26 protein-coding genes, 1 tRNA gene and 1 pseudogene are annotated in these 26,406 nt (G+C 73.1%); 12 read left to right on the top strand and 16 right to left on the bottom strand.

Features of this window, described 5'->3' with window-relative positions; genetic code table 11:
- Positions 1-46 precede the first annotated feature (46 nt).
- Positions 47-622, bottom strand: a complete 576-nt coding sequence (locus CPH93_RS20405; RefSeq protein ID WP_096213648.1) for a TetR/AcrR family transcriptional regulator — start codon at positions 620-622, stop codon at positions 47-49.
- A gap of 248 nt (positions 623-870) precedes the next feature.
- On the opposite strand from CPH93_RS20405, the gene CPH93_RS20400 reads away from it, so the two are divergent.
- On the top strand, positions 871-4,230 hold the full coding sequence (locus CPH93_RS20400; RefSeq protein WP_096215518.1) for a S41 family peptidase: 3,360 nt from the start codon (positions 871-873) through the stop codon (positions 4,228-4,230).
- A gap of 136 nt (positions 4,231-4,366) precedes the next feature.
- Here CPH93_RS20400 and CPH93_RS20395 read toward each other — a convergent pair whose 3' ends face one another.
- The 4 genes from CPH93_RS20395 to CPH93_RS20380 form a co-directional block, all read right to left on the bottom strand.
- Positions 4,367-4,609 (bottom strand): hypothetical protein, encoded by a 243-nt coding sequence (locus CPH93_RS20395; RefSeq protein ID WP_093483649.1) that lies wholly within the window; start codon positions 4,607-4,609, stop codon positions 4,367-4,369.
- 137 nt (positions 4,610-4,746) lie between these two features.
- On the bottom strand, positions 4,747-5,628 hold the full coding sequence (locus tag CPH93_RS20390; protein ID WP_096213647.1) for an SDR family oxidoreductase: 882 nt from the start codon (positions 5,626-5,628) through the stop codon (positions 4,747-4,749).
- The gene (locus CPH93_RS20385) at positions 5,625-6,602 is read right to left on the bottom strand and encodes an alpha/beta fold hydrolase (RefSeq protein WP_096213646.1); all 978 of its coding nucleotides are present in this window, start codon (positions 6,600-6,602) and stop codon (positions 5,625-5,627) included. Before CPH93_RS20385 ends, CPH93_RS20390 begins: the two co-directional genes overlap by 4 nt.
- Positions 6,599-8,125, bottom strand: a complete 1,527-nt coding sequence (locus CPH93_RS20380) for a flavin-containing monooxygenase (protein ID WP_096213645.1) — start codon at positions 8,123-8,125, stop codon at positions 6,599-6,601. Before CPH93_RS20380 ends, CPH93_RS20385 begins: the two co-directional genes overlap by 4 nt.
- Before the next feature lie 224 nt (positions 8,126-8,349).
- Between CPH93_RS20380 and CPH93_RS20375 the strand changes: the two genes are divergently transcribed.
- Together CPH93_RS20375 and CPH93_RS20370 are read left to right on the top strand one after the other, a co-directional pair.
- Positions 8,350-9,216 (top strand): MerR family transcriptional regulator, encoded by an 867-nt coding sequence (locus CPH93_RS20375; protein WP_443031397.1) that lies wholly within the window; start codon positions 8,350-8,352, stop codon positions 9,214-9,216.
- A 377-nt stretch (positions 9,217-9,593) separates the two neighbouring features.
- Positions 9,594-10,010 carry a stress protein gene (locus tag CPH93_RS20370; protein WP_269460114.1) on the top strand — a complete coding sequence of 139 codons (417 nt, stop codon included), beginning with the start codon at positions 9,594-9,596 and terminating at the stop codon, positions 10,008-10,010.
- 277 nt (positions 10,011-10,287) lie between these two features.
- Here the strand turns inward: CPH93_RS20370 and CPH93_RS20365 are convergent, their stop codons facing one another.
- Both CPH93_RS20365 and CPH93_RS20360 read right to left on the bottom strand, forming a co-directional pair.
- Positions 10,288-10,965 carry a DUF5701 family protein gene (locus tag CPH93_RS20365; RefSeq protein ID WP_096213644.1) on the bottom strand — a complete coding sequence of 226 codons (678 nt, stop codon included), beginning with the start codon at positions 10,963-10,965 and terminating at the stop codon, positions 10,288-10,290.
- 191 nt (positions 10,966-11,156) lie between these two features.
- A pseudogene (locus tag CPH93_RS20360) lies at positions 11,157-11,892 on the bottom strand (exodeoxyribonuclease III); the annotation flags it as partial.
- Between the two features lie 67 nt (positions 11,893-11,959).
- On the opposite strand from CPH93_RS20360, the gene CPH93_RS20355 reads away from it, so the two are divergent.
- The 7 genes from CPH93_RS20355 (at position 11,960) to CPH93_RS20325 (ending at position 18,075) form a co-directional block, all read left to right on the top strand.
- On the top strand, positions 11,960-12,448 hold the full coding sequence (locus CPH93_RS20355) for a GNAT family N-acetyltransferase (protein ID WP_096213643.1): 489 nt from the start codon (positions 11,960-11,962) through the stop codon (positions 12,446-12,448).
- A gap of 149 nt (positions 12,449-12,597) precedes the next feature.
- Positions 12,598-13,527: an ABC transporter ATP-binding protein gene (locus CPH93_RS20350; protein ID WP_096213642.1), complete on the top strand. Its 930-nt coding sequence runs from the start codon at positions 12,598-12,600 to the stop codon at positions 13,525-13,527.
- Positions 13,524-14,552, top strand: coding sequence for an ABC transporter permease subunit (locus CPH93_RS20345; RefSeq protein WP_093483661.1), 1,029 nt, complete (start codon positions 13,524-13,526; stop codon positions 14,550-14,552). The genes CPH93_RS20350 and CPH93_RS20345 overlap by 4 nt, the downstream gene beginning before the upstream one ends.
- 148 nt (positions 14,553-14,700) lie before the next feature.
- The gene (locus CPH93_RS20340) at positions 14,701-15,096 is read left to right on the top strand and encodes a GntR family transcriptional regulator (protein WP_093483662.1); all 396 of its coding nucleotides are present in this window, start codon (positions 14,701-14,703) and stop codon (positions 15,094-15,096) included.
- 165 nt (positions 15,097-15,261) lie between these two features.
- Positions 15,262-16,041 (top strand): MerR family transcriptional regulator, encoded by a 780-nt coding sequence (locus CPH93_RS20335; RefSeq protein ID WP_096213641.1) that lies wholly within the window; start codon positions 15,262-15,264, stop codon positions 16,039-16,041.
- Positions 16,042-16,131: 90 nt separating this feature from the next.
- A complete protein-coding gene (locus tag CPH93_RS20330; RefSeq protein ID WP_096213640.1) occupies positions 16,132-17,391 on the top strand; it encodes a glycosyltransferase in 1,260 nt (419 codons plus the stop codon).
- A 132-nt stretch (positions 17,392-17,523) separates the two neighbouring features.
- A complete protein-coding gene (locus tag CPH93_RS20325) occupies positions 17,524-18,075 on the top strand; it encodes a M23 family metallopeptidase (protein ID WP_093483665.1) in 552 nt (183 codons plus the stop codon).
- Positions 18,076-18,144: 69 nt separating this feature from the next.
- Here CPH93_RS20325 and CPH93_RS20320 read toward each other — a convergent pair whose 3' ends face one another.
- Complete coding sequence (locus CPH93_RS20320) at positions 18,145-18,429, bottom strand: antibiotic biosynthesis monooxygenase (protein ID WP_096213639.1); 285 nt, start codon at positions 18,427-18,429, stop codon at positions 18,145-18,147.
- 138 nt (positions 18,430-18,567) lie between these two features.
- Here CPH93_RS20320 and CPH93_RS20315 point away from each other — a divergent pair, with 138 nt between their 5' ends.
- Positions 18,568-19,137 carry a TetR/AcrR family transcriptional regulator gene (locus CPH93_RS20315; RefSeq protein ID WP_096213638.1) on the top strand — a complete coding sequence of 190 codons (570 nt, stop codon included), beginning with the start codon at positions 18,568-18,570 and terminating at the stop codon, positions 19,135-19,137.
- A 4-nt stretch (positions 19,138-19,141) separates the two neighbouring features.
- Here CPH93_RS20315 and CPH93_RS20310 read toward each other — a convergent pair whose 3' ends face one another.
- Positions 19,142-20,203 carry an Lrp/AsnC family transcriptional regulator gene (locus CPH93_RS20310; RefSeq protein WP_096213637.1) on the bottom strand — a complete coding sequence of 354 codons (1,062 nt, stop codon included), beginning with the start codon at positions 20,201-20,203 and terminating at the stop codon, positions 19,142-19,144.
- Between the two features lie 262 nt (positions 20,204-20,465).
- Here CPH93_RS20310 and CPH93_RS20305 point away from each other — a divergent pair, with 262 nt between their 5' ends.
- Positions 20,466-20,918 (top strand): DoxX family protein, encoded by a 453-nt coding sequence (locus tag CPH93_RS20305; RefSeq protein WP_096213636.1) that lies wholly within the window; start codon positions 20,466-20,468, stop codon positions 20,916-20,918.
- A gap of 89 nt (positions 20,919-21,007) precedes the next feature.
- Here the strand turns inward: CPH93_RS20305 and CPH93_RS20300 are convergent.
- The 7 genes from CPH93_RS20300 to galU form a co-directional block, all read right to left on the bottom strand.
- Positions 21,008-21,080 (bottom strand) — tRNA-Ala (locus CPH93_RS20300).
- Positions 21,081-21,155: 75 nt separating this feature from the next.
- Positions 21,156-22,199, bottom strand: coding sequence for a divisome protein SepX/GlpR (sepX, locus tag CPH93_RS20295; RefSeq protein WP_093483670.1), 1,044 nt, complete (start codon positions 22,197-22,199; stop codon positions 21,156-21,158).
- Positions 22,200-22,350: 151 nt separating this feature from the next.
- Positions 22,351-22,965, bottom strand: a complete 615-nt coding sequence (locus CPH93_RS20290; RefSeq protein WP_093483671.1) for a GNAT family N-acetyltransferase — start codon at positions 22,963-22,965, stop codon at positions 22,351-22,353.
- Between the two features lie 14 nt (positions 22,966-22,979).
- Positions 22,980-23,483, bottom strand: coding sequence for a MogA/MoaB family molybdenum cofactor biosynthesis protein (locus CPH93_RS20285; protein ID WP_096213635.1), 504 nt, complete (start codon positions 23,481-23,483; stop codon positions 22,980-22,982).
- On the bottom strand, positions 23,480-23,962 hold the full coding sequence (moaC, locus tag CPH93_RS20280; protein WP_093483673.1) for a cyclic pyranopterin monophosphate synthase MoaC: 483 nt from the start codon (positions 23,960-23,962) through the stop codon (positions 23,480-23,482). Before moaC ends, CPH93_RS20285 begins: the two co-directional genes overlap by 4 nt.
- Positions 23,963-24,181: 219 nt before the next feature.
- Positions 24,182-25,498: a molybdotransferase-like divisome protein Glp gene (gene glp / locus CPH93_RS20270; protein WP_096213634.1), complete on the bottom strand. Its 1,317-nt coding sequence runs from the start codon at positions 25,496-25,498 to the stop codon at positions 24,182-24,184.
- 4 nt (positions 25,499-25,502) lie between these two features.
- On the bottom strand, positions 25,503-26,405 hold the full coding sequence (galU, locus tag CPH93_RS20265; protein WP_006605075.1) for a UTP--glucose-1-phosphate uridylyltransferase GalU: 903 nt from the start codon (positions 26,403-26,405) through the stop codon (positions 25,503-25,505).
- Position 26,406: the final 1 nt, after the last annotated feature.

Genomic DNA, 26,406 nt, shown 5'->3' with positions numbered 1-26,406 from the left:
GCGGCGTGCCGGGTACGGAGGCTGGGGTGAAGGTCGGGCGGGTGGGTCAGACGCCGAGGGCGGGGAACACCACGGCGTCGAGATAGGCGGACAGGAACGCGCCGTCGGCGGGGCGGCCCTCCATGAGCTGACGGGCGATCAGCGCACCGACGAACATGTGCGGGGCGAATTGCAGCGCGGGGCAGTCGGCCGCGATCTCGCCCCGGTCGATGCCGCGTTGCAGCATCGCGTTCAGTCCGGTCACCTCGGGGTCGAGGAGCACGTCACGGAGGGCCTGATGGAGATCGGGGTTGCCGTGGACGGCCATCCCCAGACCGCGCATCAGCGCGGCGTCCTTCTCCACCTTTCCGTGTTCATCGGCGCGGCGCACCAGTTCGGCGAAGTCGCCGCGCAGTGTGCCGGTGTCGACATCGTGGGTGCTCACCGGTTTGCAGTGCCGCAGCGCCCTGGCCACCAGCTCCGGCTTGCCCTGCCACTGGCGGTAGAGGGTGGCCTTGCTGGAGCGGGTACGGGCGGCGACGGCGTCCATGGTCAGGGCGTCGTAGCCGACCTCGCGCAGCAGGTCGAGTACGGCGTCGTAGAGCTCGGCCTCCCGCTCGGGAGTCAGCCGGCTGCGTCCCATGGCACACACCTCCGTCCGGACCGTATCAGCGCCGCCGCCTCGCCCACGGCGAACGAAACTGTTTCGTACACTTCGACCGTAGCGACAGCTTCAGCGAAACGGAACCGTTTCGAAAGTGGTCTGCATCACCCGACCGACTTGCCGCGGCTGGCGCGTCCCGAAACGATGGGGACGTGAGCGATGCACCCGAGGCCGTCGGGCCGCGCCCGGAGCCGAACCCCGCCAAGCCTCGCGGACGGCTGCGCCGCATGCCCGCCACCCCGGGCCCGCCCGCCGGCTCGTATCTGCGCTATCCGCATCTGCACGGCGAACTGCTCTGCTTCGCCGCCGAGGACGATCTGTGGGTCGCCCCGCTCGCCCCGGAGGGCCGGGAGGCCGACCGCGCCTGGCGGCTGACCGTGGACCGCACCCGCGTCGGCCACCCCCGCTTCTCCCCCGACGGGCAGCACATCGCCTTCACGTCCTGGCGCAGCCTCGACCCGGAGGTCCACCTCGCGCCGGTCGAGGGCGGCCCGGCCCGCCGGCTGACGTACTGGGGCAGCACCGATGCCCGGGTCTGCGGCTGGACGCCGCCCGACCACGAGGGCAACGCCCATGTCCTCGCGGTCTCCTCGCACGGCCAGCCGTTCTCGTACTACTCGTGGGCCTACAGCGTGCCCACCGACGGCGGTACGGGCGGCAAGCTGCCCTGGGGGCCGGTCTCCGACATCGCGGTCACCGATGTCGACGGCGAGCGCCGCACCCTGCTGCTCACCGGCAAACCGCCGCACGAACCCGCCTCCTGGAAGCGCTACCGGGGCGGCGCGACGGGGCGGATGTGGCTGCACGGCACCCGGCTGATGCCGGATCTGCACGGGCATCTCGACTCGGTGATGTTCGTCGACGGCCGGATCGCGTTCCTCTCCGACCACGAGGGCATCGCCAACGTCTACTCCTGCCGGCCCGACAGCACCGATCTGCGCCGGCACACCGACCACGCCGACTTCTACGCCCGGCACGCCTCGACCGACGGCTCGCGCATCGTCTACCAGTGCGCCGGCGACCTCTGGCTGATCGACGATCTGAGCCCGGAGGCCGTGCCGCGCAAGCTGGCCGTGCGCCTGGGCGGTCCGCGGGCCGGCCGGCGGACGTACCAGGTCCCGGCCGCCTCGCACGTGACCTCGCTCGCGGTGGACACCACCGGGCGGGCCAGCGCGGTCGGCATCCGCGGCAGCCTGTACTGGCTCACCCACCGCGACGGCCCGGCCCGCACCATCCACGACATCCCGGGCGTACGGGTCCGGCTGCCCGCAATGCTGGGCTCCACCGGCCGGATCGCCTACCTCACCGACGCCGAGGGCGAGGACGCGATCGAGATCACCGATCTGCCGCGGGCCAGCGAACCGGGCGAGCCCCGGCGGCTGGCCGCCGGGGAGCTGGGCCGGGTCCACGAGATGACCGCCTCGCCCGACGGCGACCGCCTCGCGGTGGCCACCAACGACGGCCGGCTGCTGCTGGTGGCGGTGGCCCGCCCGGAGGAGGAGGGCGGCACCGGCGAGGAGCCGGCCGAGGGCACGGTCACCGAACTGGTCCGCTCCGCCAACGGCCCGGTCCGCGACCTGGCGTTCTCCCCCGACTCGCGCTGGCTGACCTGGTCGCACCCCGGCATCGGCCGTACGCTGCGGCAGATCCGGATGGCCCGGCTGTCCGACGGGCACATCGTGGACGTCACCAACGGCCGCTTCGAGGACGAGCAGCCGGTGTTCACCCGCGACGGCCGCTATCTGGCGTTCCTGTCCTGGCGCGGCTTCGACCCGGTCTACGACGTGCACACCGGCGATCTGTCGTTCCCGCTGGGCTGCCGCCCCTATCTCGTCCCGCTGTCCTCGGCGACCCCCTCCCCCTTCGCGCTGTCCCCGGAGGGGCGGCCCGCGGCGGGCGGTCTGGACCCGGACGAGAATCCGCCCGCGCCAGGTGAGGGGCCCGTACTGGTGGAGGTGGAGGGGCTGGAGAACCGCGTCACCCCGTTCCCGGTGGCGGCGTCCAAGTACTCGTCCCTGGAGCCGGTCAGCGGCGGCGGACTGGTCTGGCTGCGCTGGCCGATCTCCGGCGCGCTGGGCGAGACCTTCGCCAACCCCGCCGAGACCTCGGGCCGGCCCACCCTCGAACACTTCGATCTGACCAAGGCCCGGCGGACCGAACTCACCAGTTCCCTGGACGGGTTCGCGCTCAGCGGCGACGGCTCCCGGCTGGTCGTCAACGACGAGGGCGAGCTGCGCGCGGTGCCCGCGACCGAGCCGCCGGACAGCGATTCCACGGTCTTCCTGGATCTGCGGCGCATCCTGCACGACGTCGATCCGGCGGCCGAGTGGCACCAGGCCTACGAGGAGGCGGGCCGGATCGTCCGGGCGTACTTCTGGGACCCGGGAATGTGCGGCATCGACTGGGACGGGGTGCTCGCGCAGTACCGGCCGCTGCTCGAACGGGTCGCCAGCCCCGACGAGTTCGCCGATCTGCTGCGGGAGGTGCTGGGCGAGCTGGGCACCTCGCATGCGTACGTCACCGGCGCCCGGCGCAACGAGGGGCCGCCGCACTACCAGCGCGCCATGGGCCTGCTCGGCGCCAACTTCGTGTGCCGGGACGGCAGTTGGGTGGTGCAGCGGATCCTGCCCGGCGAGTCCTCGGACTCCAAGGCCCGCTCCCCGCTGGCCGGTACGGGCATCCGCGAGGGCGCGGCGCTGACCCATGTCGACGGCCGCCGGGTGGACCCGCTGGCCGGGCCGGCCCCGCTGCTGGCCGCGGCGGGCGGCACCACGGTGGAGCTCACCTTCTCCGCGCCCGAGGGCGAGGGCCCGGCCCGCCGGGTCGCGGTGGTCCCGCTGGTCGACGAACGGCCGCTGCGCTACCAGGACTGGGTGGCCAAGCGCCGGGCGGTGGTACGGGAGTTGAGCGGCGGACGGTGCGGCTATCTGCACATCCCCGACATGGGCGGCTCCGGCTGGGCGCAGTTCAACCGCGATCTGCGCAAGGAGGTCTCGCTGCCCGCGCTGATCGTGGACGTCCGGGGCAACGCGGGCGGCAACATCTCCGAGCTGGTCATCGAGAAGCTGACCCGCACCATCATGGGCTGGGACCTGACCCGCGACGCCGAGCCCGTCTCGTACACCAGCAACGCCCCGCGCGGCCCGGTCGTGGCGGTCGCCGACGAGATGACCTCGTCCGACGGCGACATGATCACCGCGGCCTTCAAGCTCCAGGGCATCGGCCCGGTGGTGGGCATGCGCACCTGGGGCGGGGTGGTCGGGATGACCGGTCGGCACCTGCTCGGTGACGGCACCACCATCACCGTCCCGATGAACGCCGCGTGGTTCCGGCTCTACGGCTGGGGCGTGGAGAACCACGGCGTCGAGGTCGACATCGAGGCACTGCGGTCACCGCTGCACTGGGCCGAGGGCCGGCATCCGACCCTGGGCGTCGCGGTGCGCACGGCACTGGAGTTGCTGGAGCGGCATCCGGCGGCGACGCCTCCGGACCTGTCGGACGTCCCGGACCTGCGGCGGCCCGCGCTGCCCCCGCGCAGCGCGGACGAGGGAGACGTGGCGGACGCGGCGGAGGCGGCCGGGGGCTGAACCGGCGCTGGGACACACCGGCTTACGGGAGGCACCGGCGAGGACCGGCACACCGGTGGGGCGCACCCGGTCGACCGGGTGCGCCCCTCACGCATGGCGCGTACGTCGCCCCGCGTGGTGTTCAGGACGTGCCGACTCAGCTCTGGTGGCGGCCCTCGGCCGCGTCCATCGCGTCCTGGGCGGACTGACGGCCCTGCTGGCCGCGCTCACGGGGCTGGCCCTGACGCTGACCGCCGCGCTCCTGGTCCTGACGCTGACCGCCGCGCTCCTGGTCCTTGCGCTGGCCGCGCTCGTGACCCTGCTCGCGGTCGCCCATGGCGTTGTGCGACTGGTCCCTGCGCTCGTTGGCCTTGTCCTGGAACTGGTCCTTGATGCCCATGCTGTTCACTCCTAGTGGGGTGTAGGGGGGGTGATAACCCCGATTCAGCGTGACACGCCCGGACATTGCTCGCATTTCGATCACGATCGAACACGCTCCGTGACGCTCGGCCGCTCACAGGCCGTGCGTACGCCCGCTCACCGGCCGGCCCGTGCCTTCTCGTCCGCCTCCCCGCCGGCGCCCACCAGCCCGACCCGCATCCCGTCCAGCCGCCCGCCGAACCGCCGCACCTCCCGGCCGCCCACCGTCCCGATGAGCGAGGGCAGATACCCGCGGACCGACTGCATCCCGCGCAGCCACCACTGCCCGTAGACATGGGCGGAACGGCGCTCGATGCCCGCGACGATCCGGTCGACGGCCGGGCCCAGCGGGTAGGTCTTGTTCGACGGCCAGGGCAGCCGGGAACGCAGCTCGCGCATCACGTCGTTCTCGTCCGCACCGCGCACCATGTCGGTGTCGGTCCAGCTCAGATAGCCGACGCCGACCCGTACGCCGCGGTGTCCGACCTCGGCGCGCAGGCTGTGCGCGAACGCCTCCACGCCCGACTTGGACGCGCAGTACGCGGTCATCATCGGCGCCGGGGTGATCGCGGCCAGCGAGGCGATCTGCAGGAAGTAGCCGCGGGACTCGGTGAGGACGGGCAGGAAGGCGCGGCCGGTGACCGCGCCGCCGATGAGGTTGACCTCGATGACCCGCTTCCAGGCGACCGGGTCGGAGTCCGCGAACGGGCCGCCGGTCGCCACTCCCGCATTGGCGACGACCACATCGACCTTCCCGAAGCGGTCCTTGACCTCGCCGGCCACCCGGTCCATCGCCTCGTGGTCGGTGACATCGGCGTGCCAGTGATGCGCCGGGCCGTGCAGGGCGGCCGCGACGCCGCGCAGCTCGTCCGGCTCCAGCCCGATCAGCGCCAGCGTCGCACCGCGCGCCGACAGCTTGCGGGCCAGCAGCGCACCGACCCCGCGTGCCGCCCCGGTGACGACGACGACCTGGCCTTCCAGGCTCCTGCGTGCGCTCATGCCGTGCTCTCCTTCGTCTGCCGCCCGCCCCCGGGCGCGGTGTCGGTGGCCTCGGTGCCGGTCGTGGGCAGCTGGTCCCGGACGAGGGCGCGCAGCCGTCCCGCGACCGCGCCCGGGTCCTCGATCGGCGTCATGTGTCCCAGCCCCGGGAGTTCGGTCAGACCGCGGAAGTCGGGGAGGACGGACGCCAGCCGGCGGGCGTGCACCGGCGGGGTGAGCCGGTCGGCACTGCCCGCGAGGACCTCGGTGGGCAGCTCCAGCCGGCCGGCGCCGCCGGTGAGTTCGAGCCCGGCCAGCACCGCGCCCCAGCGGGCCCGTACGCCGGCCGGGCAGCCGTGCACGATGCGCGCGCAGGCCGCCACCTGCTCGGCGGTGGCGCCGGGGCCCATGGTGGCGTACTTCAGGGCGCGCCGGGTGAGCGGCGTCACCGGGCCGAGCGGGGCGCGCGAGCGCAGCAGCAGACGGTGCGCACGGCGGCGCCCCTGCGGGCTGCGCAGCGCGAACACCCGTGCTTCGGCGGCGAGATCGGCGCTGCCGGTGCTGCACAGCAGCGCGGCCGCGGCCCGCTCGTGCAGCTGCGGCCGTCCGGCCGCGGCCATGATCGTCATCCCGCCCATCGAGTGGCCGCCCAGCACGGCCCGTTCGCCCGGCCGCAGGGCCGCCTCCAGGACGGCGACCAGATCGTCGGCGAGCGCGCCGGTGCTGTGGCCGGCCGGCGGGGCGGCGGGGCTGCGGCCGTGGCCGCGCTGGTCGTAGACGACGACCTTGTGGTCGGCGGCCAGCTCGCGGACGACCGGGGCCCAGAAGGCGGTCGAGCAGGTCCAGCCGTGTGCCAGGACGACGGCCGGGGCGTCCTGGGGGCCGTGGACCTCGGCGTACAGCCGGGCGCCGTCGGCCGAGGTGACGGTCAGCGTGCTGCGTGGCACCGGCGGGGCGTACGGGCCGCTGGTGAGGTGCGCGGGCCGGCGGCTCATGCGGCCACCTCCGCGGCCGTGCCGGGCGTCCGGTCCGCGGGGGTGCGGGCCGGCCGCAGCACCTCGTACTCCGCGAGGTCGACCTGCCGGGTGGCCTTCCGGAACTCCCCGGTCGTGCCCGGCCAGACGGTGGTGTTGCGGCCGTTCGCGTCCAGATACCAGCTGTCGCAGCCGCCGGTGTTCCACACCGTGCGCTCCATCCGGCGCTGGATCGTACGGTTCCACTCCTGTACGGCGGACGGTCGGGCGCTCAGCGCGATCTTCCCGCCGAGGACGTCCAGTTGGCGCAGGTAGTCGGCCAGGTAGTTCAGCTGCGCCTCGATCATCAGGATCATCGAGCTGTTCCCGAGGCCGGTGTTGGGTCCGATGATGGTGAGGAAGTTGGGGAAGCCGGCCGCGCTGGTGCCGCGCAGCGATTCCATGCCGTCCTTCCACTCCTCGGCCAGCGTCGTGCCGTGGGCGCCGGTGACGCGCTGCGCGATCGGCATGTCCGTCACATGGAACCCGGTGCCGAAGACGATCGCATCGGCCTCCGTCTCGCTCCCGTCGGCCCCCACGAGGGTGCTGCCGCGCACCTCCTTGAGCCCGGCGGCGACCAGGTCCACATTCGGCTGCGCCAGGGCCGGGTAGTACGTGTTGGAGAGCAGGATCCGCTTGCAGCCGATGCGGTAGTCGGGGGTCAGCGCCTCCCGCAGCGCCGGGTCCTTGACGGCCTTCTTCATGTGGTTCCGGGCCAGCAACTCCAGCAGGCCCAGCTCATCGGGGCGCTTGGTGAACGCGCTGACCTGCAACTCCCGGATGCTCCACAGCAGCTGGCGGCGCGCGGCCCGGGTCGCCGGGAGCTTGGCGTGCAGCCATTTCTCGGCCGCACTGATCTTGCGGTCGGCGCGCGGCAGCACCCAGGGCGGGGTGCGCTGGAAGAGCGTGAGGCGCTCCACGTCGGGCTGGACGGCCGGCACGATCTGGATGGCCGAGGCGCCGGTGCCGACCACCGCGAGCCGCTTGCCGCGCAGCGCGTAGTCGTGGTCCCAGCGCGCGGAGTGCCAGACCTGGCCGGGGAAGGTGTCCAGTCCCGGAATGCCGGGGAGCTTGGGGTCCGAGAGCGGCCCGGTCGCCGACACCACGACATCCGCGGTCAGCGGCCCGCTCGCCGTCTCGATCTCCCAGTGCAGCTCCGCGCCGTCCCACCGCAGGCTCTGCACCTCCGAGTGGAACCGGAGGTGCGGACGCAGCCCGAAGGTGTCGGTGACCCGCTCCAGGTACGCGCGGATGTGCGGCTGCCCGGAGAAGTTCCGCGGCCACTCGGGGTTCGGCGCGAAGGAGAACGAGTACAGGTGCGAGGGCACGTCGCACGCACACCCCGGATAGCTGTTGTCCCGCCAGGTACCCCCCACGGAGCCTGCCCGCTCCAGGACCACGAAGTCGGTGATGCCCTGGCGCCGCAGCCGGACGGCCGCCCCCAGACCACCGAAGCCCGATCCGATCACCGCAACCCGCACATGCCTGCGCTCGTGCTCGGCCATCCCGCCGCCTCCCGAGTCCGACGTATTTCCCTGCCATCTTCGGTGCCGTGCCATCCGGCGTCGCAGCCGGCCCCGAAAACCGTGCCAGCAATCACTGGCACAATGGGAGCGTAGGGCAGCCGCGTACCGAGCGGTAGGGGTCGGACGGCAGGAAGTTACCGCCGGTCGCACCCGCGGTCCGGGACCCCGGACCGGCGCCCTCCCCCCGGCATAGGCTGAACCCCGTGGCAGCGAACGAGCACACCCAGGACGAGCACCCCGGGCCCGCGGACCCCCCGGCGCGCGAATTCCGCATGGCCGACCTGGCCAGGGAGGCCGGCATCACGGTCCGTACGCTGCGCTTCTACCGCGAGCGCAAGCTGTTGCCGGCGCCCCGCCGCGAGGGCCGGATCGCCTGGTACAACGAGCACCATCTCGCCCGGCTGCGCACCATCGGTGCCCTCCTGGAGCGCGGCCACACCCTCGGCGGCATCGCGGAGCTCTTCTCGGCCTTCGAGGCCGGCCGCGACGTGGGCGAACTCCTCGGCCTGGAGCACCCCCTCGTCCCGCCCTGGTCCGAGGAGACGCCGGTCCGCCTGACCCCCGAGCAACTCGCCGACCACTTCAGCGAGGACATCACCGCCGAGAACCTCAGCACGTCCCTGGACATCGGCTATCTCGCCGTCGACGGCGATGAGTTCGTGCACATCAGCCGCCGGCTGCTGGACGCCTCCACCGAACTCGTCGGCCGGGGCGTCCCACTGGCCGCCGTCCTCGAAGCCGGCCGCCAGGTACGCGCACACGCCGACGCCCTCGCCGGCATCTTCACCACCCTCATCCGCACCCACCTCCTCGCCGGCCTCCTGGAGAACACCGACACCGGCGCCTGCCCCTCCCCGCAGGACGTCGACCTGCTGGCCGGGACCGTCGAGAAGCTGCGCCCGCTCGCCAAGGGGGTGGTGGAGGCCGAACTCGCCATGGCCATGGACCGCCGGGTGCGGGCGGAGGTGGCGGCCTGGCTGCGGGAGCAGCAGGCCGGGACGGCGCAGCGGGAGCAGGGCGAGCGGACGGCCGGCGAGGAGCACCCGGGACCGGACGGCCAGGAGGCCTGACCGCCGGTCCCGCGGCGCGGGCGGCCACGGCTCGGGCGGGGCACGGCCGGCGCCGGGCCCTCCCACTATGTGGACATGACCGGCGCGTCCGGGTGCCTGCCGGATACGGCCGGATGCCCTCCGATGCGGAAAACGGGCCGCATGAGCGCGATGTGAGCCGATCATGAGCGGCGCCGCCGAGCCTGGTGTCCGTACCGGAACAGCGGGTTCATCTCACTGCCCCGGCCGGCTCTCCGTGCGTACGGAGGGCCGGACACGCCCCCCACTCATCAAGGAGGAGAGCCACGTCCCGTTCGGACATCCTGAAGAAGAGCGCGGCAACTGCGGCCCTGTGCGCCGCGCTCACCACGGCCGGCGCCGTCTTCCCGTCGACCGCGATGGCCGCACCGGCCACTGCCGCCGCGGCGGCCGGCGAGTCCCCGGTCGACGTCGGCGCCAACGCCAACCTGAACTTCAACGTCGATGTGCTCGGCATCGCCAACAAGATCGAGGCGTCGATCAAGACCGCCCGGAACCGCGAGGGCTTCGTCAAGAACCTGGAGGAGTCGGCGTTCTACGCCGCCGGCGCCAAGTACAACGTCATGGTCTTCAACCTCAGCCAGGGCTACCAGGACCACCTCAACGGCGTGCAGGCCTACGGTTCCGCCACCTACGACGGCGTGGTCTACGGCATCTGGGTGTTCGAGGACGGCGAGTTCACGAACACCGGTGACGGCGGCTTCATCAACTGGGCCTTCCGCGGCACGTACGACCGCCCGGACAACGGCGGCTACGTGAAGTTCTCCCGCATCTGACCCCTCCACGGCTCAACCGGCCACTCCCCCAAGGCCGGTGGCGGCCCGCCCCCACCCCCGGCGGGCCGCCCCCCGAGCCGGGGCGCCCTCTGCCACTCCCCCGGGAGGGCGCCCCTCTCGGGGCCGGGGAATGTCTCGGACAGGCCCTAGTTGTTCTGAGTCCGAGATTCTTCGGCAGTTCTTATTGGTTTCCGCAGATGTTGCCTACAGGCAGGGCTTCAACTGCGCGGCGCGGTCATCTGGTTGCGCAGCCTGCGCCCCGCCTGATCACGGCTCCTTACAAGTCCTGGACCCGGCGGCCCATTGCGGAGGCGAAGCCCAGCCAGGTGTGACGGTTGCCCGCCCAGCACCAGCCGACCTTGGGGGCGTTGCGGCGCTCGCGGCCATCGCGCCCGGTGCCGTTGCTGATCCAGAGTGCAGGCGTGCGGGCATCCAGGGCGCCGTTGGCTTTGCGCAGCCGAGAGCCGATGGTCATGAAGCAGTGGTTGCGCTCCAGGACGGCGGGCTGCTGCATCACCCAATGGATGCCCTCGGTGAGCAGCAACGGGGTGCGGGCCTCCGCGGTGAGGGCGGGCAGCGCCTCGTTCGGGCTCCAGTTGGCCATCCGGTCGCCGCGGTTGAGGCCGGTGAGGAGGTAGAGCGGAGCGTCGGGCAGCGCGACCGTGTCGAGCGGGGCGAAGAGGTCGACATCGGGCATGTCAGTGACGACGAAGCCCGGTTTGCCGTCGCGGCGGAGCAGCGGCGCCAGGGCGGAGGCAGGGGCCTGGTCCGGGTGAACAGCGAGCAGGGCACCGTCGCCGCCCGCAGGGGCGACGGCTGCGGCGAAGGTACGAAGCTCGGCGGCAGGCAGCCCTGCTAACTCGTGCACCCCCAGCTCGATCAGTCGCTCGGCCTGCGCGCTCAGGGCCGGGAGTGCGGGCAGGACGGTGGAGGTGGCGTGCGTGGTTTCGAGCACGATGCTCCCAAGGGCAGCTACGTGGATGGGCCCAGGAGCAACGAAGCGGCCCGCCGGTTCGTTCCCGCCACTGCTGCCTTCGCCCGGCCCCGTGATCACGACTCCGTACAGGCCCCAGGGGCCTAACGCTCGTACACCACCGTCACCGGCGCATGATCGCTCCAGCGCTGGTCGTGGGCCGCCGCGCGCTCGACGTAAGCCTTCACCGCGCGCCCGGCCAGGCTCGGCGTGGCCATGTGGTAGTCGATCCGCCAGCCCGCGTCGTTGTCGAAGGCCCGGCCCCGGTAGGACCACCACGAGTAGGGGCCCGCGGTGTCCGGGTGCAGGGTGCGGACGACGTCCACATAGCCGCCGTGGTGCTCGTCGAGGACCTCGGTCAGCCAGGCGCGCTCCTCCGGGAGGAAGCCGGACTTCTTCTGGTTGGCCTTCCAGTTCTTGAGGTCGGCCTCCTGGTGGGCGATGTTCCAGTCACCGCACACCACCACCTCGCGGCCGTCCGCGGCGGCGCGTTTGCGCAGGTCGACGAGGTAGGGCAGGAACTCCGCCAGGAAGCGTTCCTTCTCGTCCTGCCGCTCGGTGCCGACCTCGCCGGAGGGCAGATAGAGGCTGGCGACCGTCACGCCGGGCAGATCCGCCTCGACGTAGCGCCCGCTGCCGTCGAACTCCGCCGACCCGAAGCCCACCTGGACCCGCTCCGGCTCGCGCCGGGTGAAGAGCGAGACACCGGCCCGGCCCTTGGCTGCCGCCGGGGCGTGCACGGTGTGCCAGCCCGCGGGCTCGCGCACCTCGTCCGGGAAGCTGGGCGGTCTCGGCCCGTACTTCCTGCAGGCACAGCACATCGGCCGCGGTCTCCGCCAGCCACGGGACGAAGCCCTTCCTGGCCGCGGCGCGCAGCCCGTTCACATTCACAGAGGTCACGGTGAGCATCCGGGCACGATACCCATCCCCGGCGCCTCATCGCGCCACGGACCCGCTCACCCGTACGATTTCTGGAATGGAGATACGCCCGTCCCGCTATGACCACCCCGACGCGGTCGCCCTCGACGCCCTGGTGCAGCAGGAGTACGCCCGGCGCTACGGCGACGACGGCGACATCACCCCGCTCGCCCCGGAGATGTTCGCCCCGCCGCACGGCGCGTACCTGATCGCGTACGACGGCACCCGCCCGCTGGCCACCGGCGGATGGCGGCTACAGGAGGACACGGCCGAGGGGTACGAGATCGGCGACGCCGAGATCAAGCGGATGTTCGTGCTCCCGGAGGCGCGCGGGCGGGGGCTGGCCCGGCGGATCCTGGCCGCCCTGGAAGCGGACGCGCGGGCCGCGGGGCGCTCCCGGATGGTGCTGGAGACCGGCACCAAGCAGCCCGAGGCGCTGGAGCTGTACGCCTCCAGCGGCTATGTGCTGGCCGAGAAGAAGTTCGGGCTGTACCGGACGTACGAGGACAGCCGGTGCATGGCGAAATCGCTGGTGGAGCGCGACTGAGAGGCAGCTGGGCGGCCGGCGCCGGTCCCGGGCTTCGAGCCCGCACCGGCGCCGTCCCGCCTTTTGTTGGACGGTATCTCTTGTTGACAGGCATCCGGGCCGCTCCCCATACTCATTCCACTAATGAACTAGCTAAAGGGGGGATCCGGGTGAGCGACCCGAGCCCGTGGGCCATCGAGGCCGAAGGACTGGGGAAGAAGTACCGCGGCGGCTGGGCCCTGCGGGACTGCTCCTTCCGGCTCCCCGCCGACCACATCTGCGCCCTCGTCGGGCCCAACGGCGCGGGCAAGAGCACCTTCCTGGGCACCGCGACCCGGCTGGTGCAGCCGACCACCGGCACCCTGAAGCTGTTCGGCGTCCCGGTCTCCGACCCGGCCGTCCTGGAACGCATCGCCTTCCTCGCCCAGGACAAGCCCCTCTACCCCCGCTTCACCGTGGCCGAGACCCTGCGGCTCGGCCGGGAGCTGAACCCGCGCTGGGACCAGGCGCTGGCCGAGCGGATCGTCCGGTCCGGGAACGTGCCGCTCACCGCCCGGATCGGCACCCTCTCGGGCGGCCAGCGCACCCGCGTGGCCTTCGCCCTCGCCTTCGGCAAGCGGCCCGAGCTGCTGCTGCTCGACGAGCCGATGTCCGACCTGGACCCGCTCGCCCGGCACGAGCTGTCGGGGCTGCTGATGGCCGAGGCCGCCGAGCACGGCACGACGGTGCTGATGTCGTCCCACATGCTCTCCGAGATGGAGGTCATGTGTGACTACCTACTCGTCCTCGCCGAGGGCCGGCTGCGGATGGCCGGCCAGACCGAGGAGCTGGTACCGGCGCATCTGCTGGTGACGGGCGTGGCCGAGGGCGACGACGGGGTGCCCGAGGAGCTGCGGCGCCGGCACACCGTGATCGAGGCCCGGATCACCGGGCGGCAGTTCAGCGCCCTGATCCGGCCCGGCGGACCGGTCTCCGACGGCTGGGAGACGCTGTCGCCGAGCATGGAGGAGGTCCTGCTCGGCTATCTGCGCTCGCCCGACGCACCCGGCCTGATCGCGGACGAGGCCCGCCTCGACGGCCCCGGGGAGGCCGCGGCATGACGCGCACGAGCACCGCCGGCGCCGGGGCGGCGGACGCGACGGACGCCGGCAGCGTCACCGCCGGCCCCGCCGCCCGCCGCACCCTGCTGCACGGTCTGCCCTGGCTGGTCTGGCGCCGGCACCGCACCGCCCTGCGCCTCCTCCTGCTGACCACCGCCGTGGGCTGCGCGGTCTTCGCCTACCAGCGCGCCGGGCTGACGGACTTTCTGCACGCCCACGGAGCCGGCCCCACCGACCCCGCCGGCCACGGGACCCTGGGCACCGACTTCGAGAACGCCTACGGCCGGCTGTTCCGCAGCGGCACCCAGCTGATGACCTTCCTGCCCGTTCTGGTCGGTGTCTTCCTCGGCGCCCCGCTGATCGCCGGGGAGCAGGAGCACGGCACCGTCAAGCTGATCAGCACCCAGTCGGTGAGCCGGGGCCGCTGGGTCGCCGCCACCCTCGGCCTGCCGCTGGCCGTCGCGGTGCTGTGCACCGCCCTGCTGTCGGCCGTCTTCACCTGGCTGTGGACACCGGCGCACCTCCTCGTCATGGACGGCGACTGGCTGACCAGCGGGATCTTCGAGAGCACCGGCCCCGTCCCGGTCGCCCGGACGCTGTTCCTGACCGTCTGCGGCATCGCCCTCGGCATGCTGGTCAAGCGGGCGGTGCCGGCCATGGCCGGCACCCTCGTCCTCGCCCTGGTCACCTCCGTGCTCTGGTCCGAGAAGCTGCGCGGCCGGCTGGGCACCCTCCGCAGCGTCAGCTACCCCTACGACGGCAACGGCCCCGATCTGCCGCCCGGCGCCGTACGGATGGACGACTGGGTGTCCACCGCGGACGGCCGGCTCTACGGCTTCGGCACCTGCACCACCGGTGACACCGGCGCCTGCCGGGCCAAGCTGGGCATCGTCAACCGCGTGACCCAGTACGTCGACTACGGGCAGATGGCCGGGATGCAGTGGCTGGGTGCGGGGATCCTGCTGGCGCTGACCGTCCTCGTGCTCGCCTTCGTGGTGTGGCGGGCGCACCGGCGGCCGCTCTGAACGGGCAGGCGCGCGGCGGCCGGAGCGGGCGGCGGCCCACCGGGGCCGCGCGCACCCGACCTGCACCGGGCGGCGCTTTGACACCCGGCACGGGCAGACCGATCATCAAGCGGTCGGGCAGCGCGGCACCCGCGGAAGAAGCAGAGAGGTGGTGAGCGTCGTCGAGTTCCGGATCGACCGCCGCAGCGGCGTCGCCACCTACCTCCAGATCGTCCAACAGGTCCAGCAGGCCCTGCGGTTGGGCATCCTGGTGGAGGGCGACCGCCTGCCGACCGCCGCCCAGGTCGCCGCGACGACCAAGGTCAACCCCAATACGACCCTGAAGGCCTACCGCGAGCTGGAGCGCGAGGGCCTGGTCGAACCGCGCCCCGGCCTCGGCACCTTCGTCAGCCGTACGCTCGCCCGCCCCACCTCCGCGGCGGACGACCGGCTGCGCGAGGAGCTGAGCGCCTGGATGGACCGGGCCCATACGGAGGGACTGGAGCGGGAGGACGTCCGGGCGCTGGTGAACTCGGTGCTCCAGGAGCGCTATCCCGACGGCTGACCGGGCGGCGTCGCCGGACCGTGAACCGGCCGGGGGTGCCCCTGCCTGCTTGACCCTCACCCGACGTCAGGCTCCACCCTGAAGGACGGCACGGCCCGGCGGCCGGCGGCACCACCGCCACACCGCCCGGGGCCGGCCGGACATGACGGGACGAAAGGCGCTGCGATGGGCTACTCGGTCGGGCAGGTCTCCGGATTCGCGGGGATCACGGTGCGGGCCCTGCACCACTACGACAAGGCCGGCCTGCTCTCCCCCAGCGACCGCAGCCCGGCCGGCTACCGCCTCTACAGCGACGCCGACCTGGCCCGGCTGCAGCAGATCCTCTTCTACCGGGAACTCGGCTTCCCCCTCGACGAGATCGCCACCATCCTCGAAGACCCCCAGGCCAACGCCCTGGACCAGCTCCGCGCCCGGCACCGCCTGCTCACCGAGCAGATCAGCACGCTCCAGCGGCTGGTCGAGGTCGCCGAGCACGCCATGGAGGTCCAGCAGACCGGGGTGGAGCTGACGCCCGAGGAGCGGTTCGAGGTCTTCGGCGAGGTGACCTTCGACCTCACCTACGCCACCGAGGCCCATCTGAAGTGGCAGCACCACGAGGGCCATCAGCGCTCGATGGCGCGGGCCGCCACGCACTCCAAGGAGGACTGGGCGACGATCATGGCCGAGGCCGCCGACTGGCGACTGCGGCTGACCGCCGCCTTCGACGCCGGGGAACCGGCGGACGGCGAACGCGCCATGGACCTCGCGGAGGAACACCGGCAGCACATCAGCCGCTGGTTCACCCCCTGCCCCACCGATATGCACGGCCGGATCGCCGACGACTTCGCCGCCGACCCCCGCGCCTTCGCCCTGGTCGTCCCGCCCACCGCCCAACGCCCCGGCCTCGCCCCGTACCTGCGCACCGCCGTACACGCCAACGCCGTACGCCGGTCGTCACCGGCCTGACTCCCAGCCCTGCGGATCCGCAGCCGGCGCCCACGGCATCCCCCAACACACCCTCTCCCCACCCCCCTTGACCCGAAGGCTGACCCACCCATGCCGAAAATCCTCCTCACGGCCGCCGGCTCGTACGGCGACGTCGCCCCGTACACCGGTGTGGGCGCCCGGCTGCGCGCAGCCGGCCACGAGGTCGCCCTCGCCACCCACGACAGCTACGCCCCCCTCGTCCGGGCCGCCGGACTGGAGTTCCGCCGGCTCCCGGCCGACCCCCGTACCCCGCGCCCCGACACCGACGGGCCGGCGCGGACCGCGGGCCCCGGCGGCACCCGCGCCCTCATGGGCAAGGCCGCGGCCTTCCTCCGGGAACTGAGCGGTGGCCTCGCGGACGCCGCCCTCCGGGGCGCCGACCTCCTCCTGCTCTCCACCACCACCGCGCCGCTCGGCCACCACCTCGCCGAGGCGATGGGCATCCCGTCCCTGGACCTGCCCCTCGTACCCGGCGCCCCCACCGGCGACTTCGCCCCGGTCGTCAGCGGCGGCCGCTCCCTGGGCCGCTGGGGCAACCGCACCGCCGGCCGGCTCTCGCTCCGCGTCCTCGACCGCCTCCACGCCGACGCGACCCGCGAGCTGCGCACCCGCCTCGGACTGCCGCCCGCCACCGCCCGTACGGTCCGCCGCCGCACCGAAGCCGCCGGCCGGCCGGTCCTGCACGGCTTCAGCGAGGTCCTGCTGCCCCGCCCGGCCGACTGGCCCACCCGCCTGGAGGTCGTCGGGAACTGGTGGCCCTGGCACGCCCCGGACACATGCCTCCCGCCCGTCGTCGAGGACTTCCTCGCCGCCGGCCCGCCCCCGGTCTTCCTCGGCTTCGGCAGCATGGCGGGCGGCGACGGCGAGCGGCTCGGCGCCCTCGTCGCGGACGCCCTGCGCCGCGCCGGGCTCCGCGGCATCCTCCAGGCCGGCTGGGCGGGCCTGACCGCGCCCGAGCACCCGGACCTCCTCACCGTCGGCGCCCTCCCGCACGCCCTGCTCTTCCCACGGATGTCCGCGGTCGTGCACCACTGCGGGGCGGGCACCGCCGCCGCGGGGGTGCGCGCGGGGGTCCCCACCGTCCCCGTCCCGGTCACCGCCGACCAGCCCTTCTGGGCCGCCCGCCTGGCGGCCCTGGGCGTCGCCACCGCCCCGATCCCCTTCCGGGACCTGTCCGCCGACCACGGCGCCGCCCGCCTGGCACACGCCCTCACCCAGGCCACCGCCGCCCCCGCCCGCCGCGATCACGCCCGCACCGCCGCCCACCGGCTCGCCGCCGAGGACGGCGCCGGCGAGGTGGCCGAGGCGGTCGGCCGACTGACGGCATGAGGCCGCGCGGCACCCGGCCTCACCCGGCCCGTGCCACAAACACCCGGCCGGCGGACCGTACGCCACCTGTTCGGCGGTCCGGTGCCCGGCCCCGGGATGCGTCCACCCGCCACAAGGCGTGGGCTCGCAAGTATGACGACGTTCCGCACCCGCACCCCGCTGCGCAGAATGCTGCTGCACGCCATAACCACGGCGGCCCTGGGTTCCGTCCTCACCCTGGCGGCGTCCCAGGCCGCCCTCGCCGCCTCCGCCGGCAAGCACTGGACGCACCCCACGACCGCCCGCTACCGCATCAGCTCGCCCTACGGCGTCCGCGGCCACTGGCGCGCCGGCCACCACACGGGCGTCGACCTCGCCGTCCGCGCCGGCACCCGGATCAGGTCCGTGGGCTCCGGCACCGTCGTCCTGGCCCGGCGCTCGGGCGACTACGGAAAGGCCGTGACGATCCGCATGAACGACGGCCGCTATGTCCTCTTCGGTCATCTCTCGCGCATCACGGTCCGCCCCGGCCAGAAGGTCCACGCCCGCACCCCCCTCGGCTACAGCGGCGCCACCGGCCGCGTCACCGGCCCGCACCTTCACTTCGAGGTCCGCACCAGCCGCCGCTACGGCTCGGACATCAACCCCCTGGCCTACCTGGCCAGACACGGCGTACGCCTCACCTCCGGCCCCTTCCGCCGGTAGCGACGACCCGCCAGGCCCAACCCCCGGCGACCTGGGCGCAGTTGGCGACGCACCTTCAGCGCCCGAGGTCTACCGGGGCCGGAGCGTGAGGACCTGACGAGGGGCCCGTTCCCGCTCGTCGTAGGCGAAGTCCACGCCGGCCTCACTGGCAGCGGCGAACGACGCCGCGAGAGCCTCATCGGACTCGAACTCGGCAGTGGACACCACGGCATCCCCCTCGGCCGTGACCCAACATCCGACGGACAGACACCCCGGCGCCGCCCGAAGGACCTCCACCGCCTGCTGCACCCGGCCGACGAAGTCCTCGAAATGCGCGGACTGCGGATAGTGGATGCCGACGAAACCGACCGTCATCCCGCCCCTCCTCTCACCGGCACGGACGTCGCCGCCCGCACCTCCCCCAGCACCGCAAATATACGGTGCCGTATATTTCGTTGCCCCAACCATAGACCGCCGACGAACGCTGTCAACACCACCCCCGATACTGAGGACATGCCCGCCGTCACACGCACACCACGCAGCAGCTGGATCGAGCAGGGCCTGCTGGCACTGGCCGCCGGAGGTCCGGACGCCGTCCGGATCGAGAGCCTCGCCCGCGCGCTCGGCGTCACCAAGGGCGGGTTCTACGGACACTTCGCCAACCGCAAGGCGCTACTGGAGGCGATGCTCGACACCTGGGAACGCGAGAGCGTCGACGAGGTACGCCACCGGGTCGAGCGCGAGGGCGGTGACGCCCGGGCGAAAATCCAGCGGGCCGGGCGGCTCACCTTCTCCAACGACCGCCTCCTGCCGATCGACCTCGCCGTCCGAGACTGGGCACGACGCGACGAGGCCGTCGCCGCACGCCTGCGCCGCGTCGACAACCGGCGCATGGACTACGCCCGGGAGCTCTTCAGTAGCTTCTGCGCGGACGCCGACGAGGTCGAGGCCCGCAGCCTGCTCGCCTTCAGCCTCGCGATCGGCAACCACTTCCTCGCCTCCGACCACGGCACCCGCCCCCGCAGCGACGTCGTCTCCCACGCCGCCGACCTCCTCCTCAACCGCCCACACCGTCCCCACTAAGAGGTCATCTCAGGTGGCCGACTCGGTGGGCTGTCGGTCGTGGTCGGAATCGTTGCGCACGTGCCGCCATCGTCGGCAGGAGGAGCGGCCCCGCCCGCTTGGTGCGGCGCTGGACGAGGGCGGTCTCCACCCGACCGATCCCCGGCAGCGCGGCCAACTCCCCGGCCAGGTAGCCGTACAGGGCGCTGGTGTCCCGGCACTGGACCATGGCGAAGACCGACGCCCGGCCTGTCGTGACGGCGGCGAAGGCGACTGCGGCGTGCCGTGACAGCGCCTCCGTCACCTCGGCCAGGGCGGCCGGCGCCACCTCCAGCCACAGCAGCGCCTCGATCGGAAAGCCGAAGTGGGACGGGCTCACGTCCACCTCGAAGTGCAGCACCCCGGCGGCCCGCAGCGCGGTGACGCGACGGCGCACGGTCGAGGCCGACCACCCGGTGACGGCGGCCAGCCGTGCCACGTCCGCCCGGCCGTCCAGGGCCAGTTCGCCCGCCAGTCGCGCCTCCGCCTCACCCCAGCCGGACGCCGCAGCAAGGACTTCCGGGCCGTCCGGTGGCTCCGGCGTGGGGCCGAGGAGGGCCGCCTGCTCGGACGCGTCCAGCGCGCTCGTCCGGCCCGCCCAGCCACCGACCCCGGCGACCGCGCGCAGCACACAGCCCGCCTCGACGTCTCGTATCCCCGGGGTCCGGAGCAGGTGGTCGAAGAGCGGTCGTCCGCCGTCCGACCCCGCGTCCGGAGTGCGGACCATGCAGGTCAGCCGCGTCCCGCCGGCGAGCGGGGCGATCCACGAGGTGTCGTCCCGCTGCGCGAGGCCGGCGGTCAGCGCGTCGGCGGCGTCCGGCGTGCAGTCGATACGGACGAACCAGTCGAGCATGCCGATCCGCCGGCTGTCGACGAGCCCGACCACCCGGACCACCAGGGCCGACCGCAGCCGGTGATAGCGGCGCGTGACGGTGCGCTCCGGGGCCCCCAGCACGGTGGCGATCCTGCTGAACGAGGCGCGCCCGTCGATCTGGAGGGCATGGATCAGACGACGGTCCAGCGCGTCGAGCGTGACCGATTGCGTCACCAGATCCCCTCCGAACGTCCGGTCACGTCCATCCCGGCGAATGTACAGCGCGCAAGGGAGCACCGGGCAGGACGCTGGCGGCGACCACCACAGAAAGGCAGACCGTGCTGACCGCCACATCGACCCGGACACCGTCCGAGGTCGGCCGCGGCCGTGGCCGCCGACTCCGCCTAACCGGCAGGCGCGGGGAAGCACCCGGCCGGCACGCCCCGCACTCCCAAGAGATCCGTCACGACATCCGTCACGGGAGGAAGGTCCCGAAATGGAACCGCTCGTCACACTCGTCGCCGTCACAGGCCTGCTGCTGCTCGCCGGGGCGCTCGGGGCCGTACGGCTCCGCCGGCCGTCCGCCGCACTGCGGGGCGGCCTGGCGGCCATGTTCACGCTCACCGCGAGCGCGCACTTCGTCGGGATGCGCGAGGAACTCGTCGCCATGGTGCCGCCGGCCCTGCCGGCCCCGGGCCTGCTCGTCACGCTGACCGGCATCGCCGAACTCGCCTGCGCGCTCGGGCTGCTGTGGTCGCGGACCGCCCGGAGCTCGGCCGCCGCGCTCAGTGCGATGCTGGTCGTGATGTTCCCCGCCAACGTGTACGCCGCCGGCGGCGACGTGCCCTGGTGGGACAGTCTCGGCCCCCGGACGGCCATGCAGGCCGTCTTCCTCGCGGCCACCGTCACCGTACTGGTCCGCCACAGCCGGGCGGCTGAAGAAACCTGACGAGGCGAAGCACACCGCGCCACACTCCACCGCCGCACCACAGGAAAAAGCCCCCACCGGACATTCCCGGTGGGGGCTTTGACGTGCTGTGGACCTGAGGGGATTCGAACCCCTGACCCCCTCGTTGCGAACGAGGTGCGCTACCAGCTGCGCCACAGGCCCTTGCGACGAGTGAAACTCTAGCATCTTGGTCGCGGTGCTCGGAAATCGCTTCCGGTGCTGGTCAGCGGAGCGCCGTCACTCGTTCGCCGCGCGCGGGCGGTCCTCGTCCTCGTACTGGTCGAAGAGCGGGGTACGGCCGCGGGTGCGGCGGCCCGGGTGGGTGGGGCGGTCCGCTTGGGGGGCGTCGGACTGGGGGTGGTCGGGGGCGGCGCTGGAGCGGGCGGAGCTCCAGGCGTCCTCGGCGTCCAGGTCGACGTGGCTGGTGGCGCGCGGGGCGACGGGGGCGGTGACGTAGGTGGGGAGGGGGACCGGGACGGGCTCCCAGCTGCCGGCCGCGGGGCGCGGGCGCTCGCGTTCGCGCTGCTGGTCGACCCACTCGGCGTGGTCGGTCTCCTCCACCAGGGCGCGGCGGCCGGCGGTGTGGACGGGGGTGGCGGGCCGGGGCGGTTCCGGGGTGGCGTCCGGGGCGTCAGTGCGGGCGTCGGCCGGGTGGTCGTCGGTGGGCGGCTGGTCGGCCGCCTGGTGAGGGCGTCGGCGGCCCTCCCGCAGCCGCTGCGCTGCCGCCTCCGCCTTGCGCTGATCCATCGTGAAGGTGAAGCGGCGGCGCTCCTGGGCGCGCAGATAGACGATGTAGGCGGTCAGGAGCAGGGCGGGGAGGGCCGGGGCCCAGAGGAAGGGCGTACCGCCGACCGCGGCGACGATGGCGCCGACGGTGAAGGCGAGAAAGAGGATGGTGGTGGTGCGCCGGCGGCGGGCAAGGACCTTGGCGCGCTTGGTCCGCTCGGCGGCGGAGGGGCGCGGCGGGGCGGCCTGCACGCGGGTGCGGGGGACCTCGGGCGCGTCCGCCGCAGCGGGGTCGCCGAAGGACCGGGCGGCGGCCTCGTCGGCCGGAGCGTCCGGGTCCACGTCGTCGCCCGCATCGTCGGCGGGGTACTCACCACGCTCTTTGTCGTAGCGGCGCTGCATGGCCGCGCGTCCGGACAGCAGCCGGATGGCGGTGCTGAAGCGCTCGGTGGGACGGGCCTCGTTGAGCTCGTCCTGCCTACGGAGCCACATCGGCACCAAATAGGCAGCCCAGGCCCCGACGATGACTGCGTAGATGAGGCCGCTGCTTCTCACGACTCACACGGTAGAGGGGTTTGCAGGGGGCCATCCGCCAATTGAGCCGGTGTGTCGCACGATCTGGCTGATATCTCGAACTTTTTTGTGATGGTAGAGATCGGCGCGGTCGCCTATCGGCTCGGTCGCGGAATTTTTTCGAACATTTATTTTATTTGTGAGGCATGCCGGGGGCACCGGGTTTCTCCCGCCGCCAGCGGTTGAGCAGGCCCTCGGGTACCTCTTCCGCGGTGAGCGCGTATACCGCGTGGTCGCGCCAGGCGCCGTCGATGTGCAGATAGCGCGGGCGGATGCCCTCTTCGCGAAATCCGAGTTTTTCGACCACCCGCCGGCTGGGGGTGTTCTCGGGCCGAATGCAGACCTCGATGCGGTGCAGTCCCACGGCGCGGAAGCAGTGGTCGACGGCGAGCGCCACGGCGGTCGGCATGACGCCGCGGCCGGCGACTCCCTTGTCGACCCAGTAGCCGATATGGCCGGAGCACATGGAGCCCCAGGTGATTCCGGCAACCGTGAGCTGTCCGGCGAGCTGTCCGCGGTACTCGACGACGAACGGCAGCATCCGGCCGGCGTGCGCCTCGGCGCGGAGATGGCGGACCATCTGGCGGTAGGTGGGGCGGTGCGGCGGGACGAGGCCGGGCGGGGGCGGCGGGATGGTCGCTTCCCAGGGGCGCAGCCAGTCGCGGTTGCGGCGGTTGACCTCGCGCCAGGCCCGTTGGTCGCGCATCTTTATCGGGCGGAGGGTGACCTCTCCGTCCGTGAGGACCACGGGCCAGGACGCGTTCAGCTCGGGCTCCCGGACGGTCTGGGGTGGTCGCCGCCGCGGATCTGGTCGACGGCGTGCGGCAGCAGGTCGGTGAGGACGGCGAGGCCGTCGCGGACGCCGCCGGACGAGCCGGGGAGGTTGACGATCAGGGTCGTACCGGCGACGCCCGCGAGCCCGCGCGAGAGTGCGGCGGTGGGGACCTTCGTCCGGCCGGCGGCGCGGATCGCCTCGGGGATGCCGGGGACCTCGTAGTCCAGGACGCGGCGGGTGGCCTCGGGGGTGCGGTCGGTGGGCGACAGGCCCGTACCGCCGGTGGTGAGGATGACGGCGTAGCGGGCCGAGGCGACGGCGGACCGCAGGGCGGCTTCCACCGGGTCGCCGTCGGGGACCACCTGCGGGCCCTCGACCTCGAAGCCCATGGCGGTCAGGCCCTCGGCGAGCAGCGGGCCGCCCTTGTCGGCGTAGACGCCGGCCGCGGCGCGGTTGGAGGCGGTGACGACCAGGGCGCGGGCCGGGGTCATGACCGGCTCCAGTCGCCGGACTTGCCGCCGGTCTTCTCCTCGACGCGGATGTCGGAGATGACGGCGGCCTTGTCGACGGCCTTGACCATGTCGACCACGGTGAGGGCGGCGACGGAGACCGCGGTCAGCGCCTCCATTTCGACGCCGGTGCGGTCGGTGGTCTTGACGGTGGCGGTGATCTCGACGGCGTCGTCGGCGACGGAGAGGTCGAGCGTGACGCCGGAGACGGCCAGCGGGTGGCAGAGCGGGATCAGGTCGGGGGTGCGCTTGGCGCCCATGATGCCGGCGATCCGGGCGGTGGCCAGGGCATCGCCCTTGGGCATGCCCTCGCCCCGCAGCAACTCGATGACCTGCGGCGATACCAGGACCCGGCCACGGGCGCGGGCGGTGCGGGCGGTGACGTCCTTGGCGGAGACGTCGACCATCCGCGCCGCGCCCGCCGCGTCGAGATGGGTGAGGTGGTGCTGGCCGCTGCTCATCGTTCTCCCGGTCAAAACTGCCGCCTGTGGGACGACACCGTACCCCCGGCGGAAGCGGGGCCTGTCCGGTGGATCAGGGCCGGGCAGGCCGCGGTGTCTGGTGCGGTGCATCGCAAGGCGCCGGAGCGTCCTCATAGCGGAGCTATGCGGGCGGTTCGGCAACGCGGCGAGGCGCCGTGCCAGGCGCCGCGGCCCCGGCCCTGATCCACCGGACAGGCCCTAGCCGAGCAGGACGACGTCCACCTCGCTGTCCGCGGTGACCTCGGTGGCCTCCTCGGGGACGACGATCAGCGCATTGGCGTGCGCCATGGCCTTGATCAGGTGGGAGCCGGCGCCGCCGACGGGGGTGACCGTGCCGGCGTCGGCGTCGTGGGAGCCGCGCAGGAACTGGCGGCGCCCCTTGGGTGAGGAGGCGATCGCGTCGGTGATCCGGGCGCGGAGGGTGGGGCGGTGGACGTCGGGCAGGCCCATGAGGGTGCGCAGGGCGGGGCGTACGAACAGCTCGAAGGAGACGTAGGAGCTGACCGGATTGCCGGGCAGGGCGAGCAGCGGGATGCGGTCGGGGCCGATGAGGCCGAAGCCCTGGGGCTTGCCGGGCTGCATCGCAAGTTTGCGGAACTCGACCGTCCCCTCCTCCGCGGACAGCGCGGTCAGCGTCTCCTTGACCACGTCGTAGGCGCCGACGCTGACGCCGCCGCTGGTGACGAGGAGGTCGGCCCGGATGAGCTGGTCCTCAAGAGTGGAGCGGAGGGTCTCGGGGTCGTCGGCGACGGCGCCGACGCGGTAGGCGAGGGCGCCGGCGGCGCGGGCCGCGGCGGTGAGCTGGAAGCTGTTGGAGTCATGGATCTGGCCGGGGCCCAACGCCTCACCGGGCTGGACGAGTTCGCTGCCGGTCGACAGCACCACGACGCGGGGGCGGGGCCGTACCCGGACCGTGCCGCGGCCGAGGGCGGCGAGCAGGCCGATCTGGGAGGGGCCGAGGACGGTGCCCGCCGCCAGGGCCGGCTCGCCTTCGGTGACATCGCTGCCGCGGGTGCGGATATGGGCGCCGGCGGCGGCCGGGCGGTGGACGCGGACCTCGCCGCCGGCGTCCTGCGGGGCGGCGCTGTGGGCGCGCATCGCGGCGGCCGGGCCCTCGCCCGCTCCGCCGTCGGTCCACTCGACGGGGACGACGGCATCGGCGCCGGGCGGCAGCGGGGCGCCGGTCATGATGCGGGCGGCCTGGCCGGGGCCGACGGACGGCAGTTCGCCGGGGCCGGCCGCGATGTCCCCGATGACGGTGAGGGGGACCGGGGCGTCCTGGGTGGCGGCCGTGGTGTCGGCGGCGCGGACGGCATAGCCGTCCATGGAGCTGTTGTCGAACGGCGGCAGGGCGACCGGGACCGTGATGTCCTCGACCAGGACGCAGCCCTGGGCGTCGAGGAGTTGCAGCTCGATCGGGTCGAGCGGGGCGATCTTCGACAGGACGTCGTCGAGATGCTCGGCCACCGACCAGACGCGGTCCTGGTGGCGGGTCTGGCCGGTGGTGCCGTTCAACGTTTTACATCTCCTCGGTCACGTAACTGCGAAGCCAGGACCGGAAGTCCGGGCCGAGGTCTTCACGTTCGCATGCGAGTCGGACAATGGCACGCAGATAGTCGCCGCGGTCACCGGTGTCATAGCGGCGGCCCTTGAAGACCACGCCGTGCACCGGACCGCCGAGGGCGGGGTCGGCGGCCAGCGCCTGGAGGGCGTCGGTGAGCTGGATCTCACCGCCGCGGCCCGGGGCGGTCTTGCGCAGCACCTCGAAGACGGCCGGGTCGAGGACGTAGCGGCCGATGATGGCGAGGTTGCTGGGGGCCTCGGCCGGATCGGGCTTCTCGACCAGGTCGGAGACGCTCACCACGTCGTCGTCGCCGGTGGGGGTGGCGGCCGCGCAGCCGTAGAGGTGGATCTGGGCCGGGTCGACCTCCATGAGGGCGATGACCGAGCCGCCGTACTGCGCCTGTATCTCGACCATGCGCGCCAGCAGCGGGTCGCGGGGGTCGATCAGGTCGTCACCGAGGAGGACGGCGAAGGGCTGGTCGCCGACGTGTGGCGCGGCGCACAGCACCGCGTGGCCCAGGCCCCTGGGGTCGCCCTGGCGTACGTAGTGCATGGTCGCCAGGTCGCTGGACTCCTGGACCTTGGCGAGGCGGGACTCGTCGCCCTTGCGGTGCAGGGCCTCTTCGAGCTCGTAGTTGCGGTCGAAGTGGTCTTCGAGGGGGCGCTTGTTGCGGCCGGTCACCATCAGGACGTCGGAGAGTCCGGCGGCGGCCGCCTCCTCCACCACGTACTGGATGGCGGGCTTGTCGACGACCGGGAGCATCTCCTTGGGTGTGGCCTTGGTGGCGGGGAGAAACCGGGTGCCGAGGCCGGCTGCGGGGATGACAGCCTTGCTGATCCGCGTGTGCGATGGGGTCATG

This window comes from Streptomyces sp. 2323.1 (genome assembly GCF_900221035.1).
Classification (GTDB): domain Bacteria; phylum Actinomycetota; class Actinomycetes; order Streptomycetales; family Streptomycetaceae; genus Streptomyces; species Streptomyces sioyaensis.
This window is presented reverse-complemented; position numbering and strand designations above follow the sequence as displayed.

Excerpts from the sequence above, each read along its gene's own strand:
- CPH93_RS20400 (WP_096215518.1), top strand. The coding sequence starts at position 871 with ATGCCCGCCACCCCGGGCCCGCCCGCCGGCTCGTATCTGCGCTATCCG.
- CPH93_RS20385 (WP_096213646.1), bottom strand. The coding sequence starts at position 6,602 with ATGAGCCGCCGGCCCGCGCACCTCACCAGCGGCCCGTACGCCCCGCCG.
- moaC (WP_093483673.1), bottom strand. The coding sequence starts at position 23,962 with ATGAGCAGCGGCCAGCACCACCTCACCCATCTCGACGCGGCGGGCGCG.
- CPH93_RS20380 (WP_096213645.1), bottom strand. The coding sequence starts at position 8,125 with ATGGCCGAGCACGAGCGCAGGCATGTGCGGGTTGCGGTGATCGGATCG.
- CPH93_RS20315 (WP_096213638.1), top strand. The coding sequence starts at position 18,568 with ATGCCCGCCGTCACACGCACACCACGCAGCAGCTGGATCGAGCAGGGC.
- CPH93_RS20330 (WP_096213640.1), top strand. The coding sequence starts at position 16,132 with ATGCCGAAAATCCTCCTCACGGCCGCCGGCTCGTACGGCGACGTCGCC.
- galU (WP_006605075.1), bottom strand. The coding sequence starts at position 26,405 with ATGACCCCATCGCACACGCGGATCAGCAAGGCTGTCATCCCCGCAGCC.
- CPH93_RS20395 (WP_093483649.1), bottom strand. The coding sequence starts at position 4,609 with ATGGGCATCAAGGACCAGTTCCAGGACAAGGCCAACGAGCGCAGGGAC.
- CPH93_RS20345 (WP_093483661.1), top strand. The coding sequence starts at position 13,524 with ATGACGCGCACGAGCACCGCCGGCGCCGGGGCGGCGGACGCGACGGAC.
- CPH93_RS20405 (WP_096213648.1), bottom strand. The coding sequence starts at position 622 with ATGGGACGCAGCCGGCTGACTCCCGAGCGGGAGGCCGAGCTCTACGAC.
- CPH93_RS20285 (WP_096213635.1), bottom strand. The coding sequence starts at position 23,483 with ATGACCCCGGCCCGCGCCCTGGTCGTCACCGCCTCCAACCGCGCCGCG.
- CPH93_RS20370 (WP_269460114.1), top strand. The coding sequence starts at position 9,594 with ATGGCCGCACCGGCCACTGCCGCCGCGGCGGCCGGCGAGTCCCCGGTC.
- CPH93_RS20390 (WP_096213647.1), bottom strand. The coding sequence starts at position 5,628 with ATGAGCGCACGCAGGAGCCTGGAAGGCCAGGTCGTCGTCGTCACCGGG.
- CPH93_RS20335 (WP_096213641.1), top strand. The coding sequence starts at position 15,262 with ATGGGCTACTCGGTCGGGCAGGTCTCCGGATTCGCGGGGATCACGGTG.
- CPH93_RS20355 (WP_096213643.1), top strand. The coding sequence starts at position 11,960 with ATGGAGATACGCCCGTCCCGCTATGACCACCCCGACGCGGTCGCCCTC.
- CPH93_RS20320 (WP_096213639.1), bottom strand. The coding sequence starts at position 18,429 with ATGACGGTCGGTTTCGTCGGCATCCACTATCCGCAGTCCGCGCATTTC.
- CPH93_RS20325 (WP_093483665.1), top strand. The coding sequence starts at position 17,524 with ATGACGACGTTCCGCACCCGCACCCCGCTGCGCAGAATGCTGCTGCAC.
- CPH93_RS20305 (WP_096213636.1), top strand. The coding sequence starts at position 20,466 with ATGGAACCGCTCGTCACACTCGTCGCCGTCACAGGCCTGCTGCTGCTC.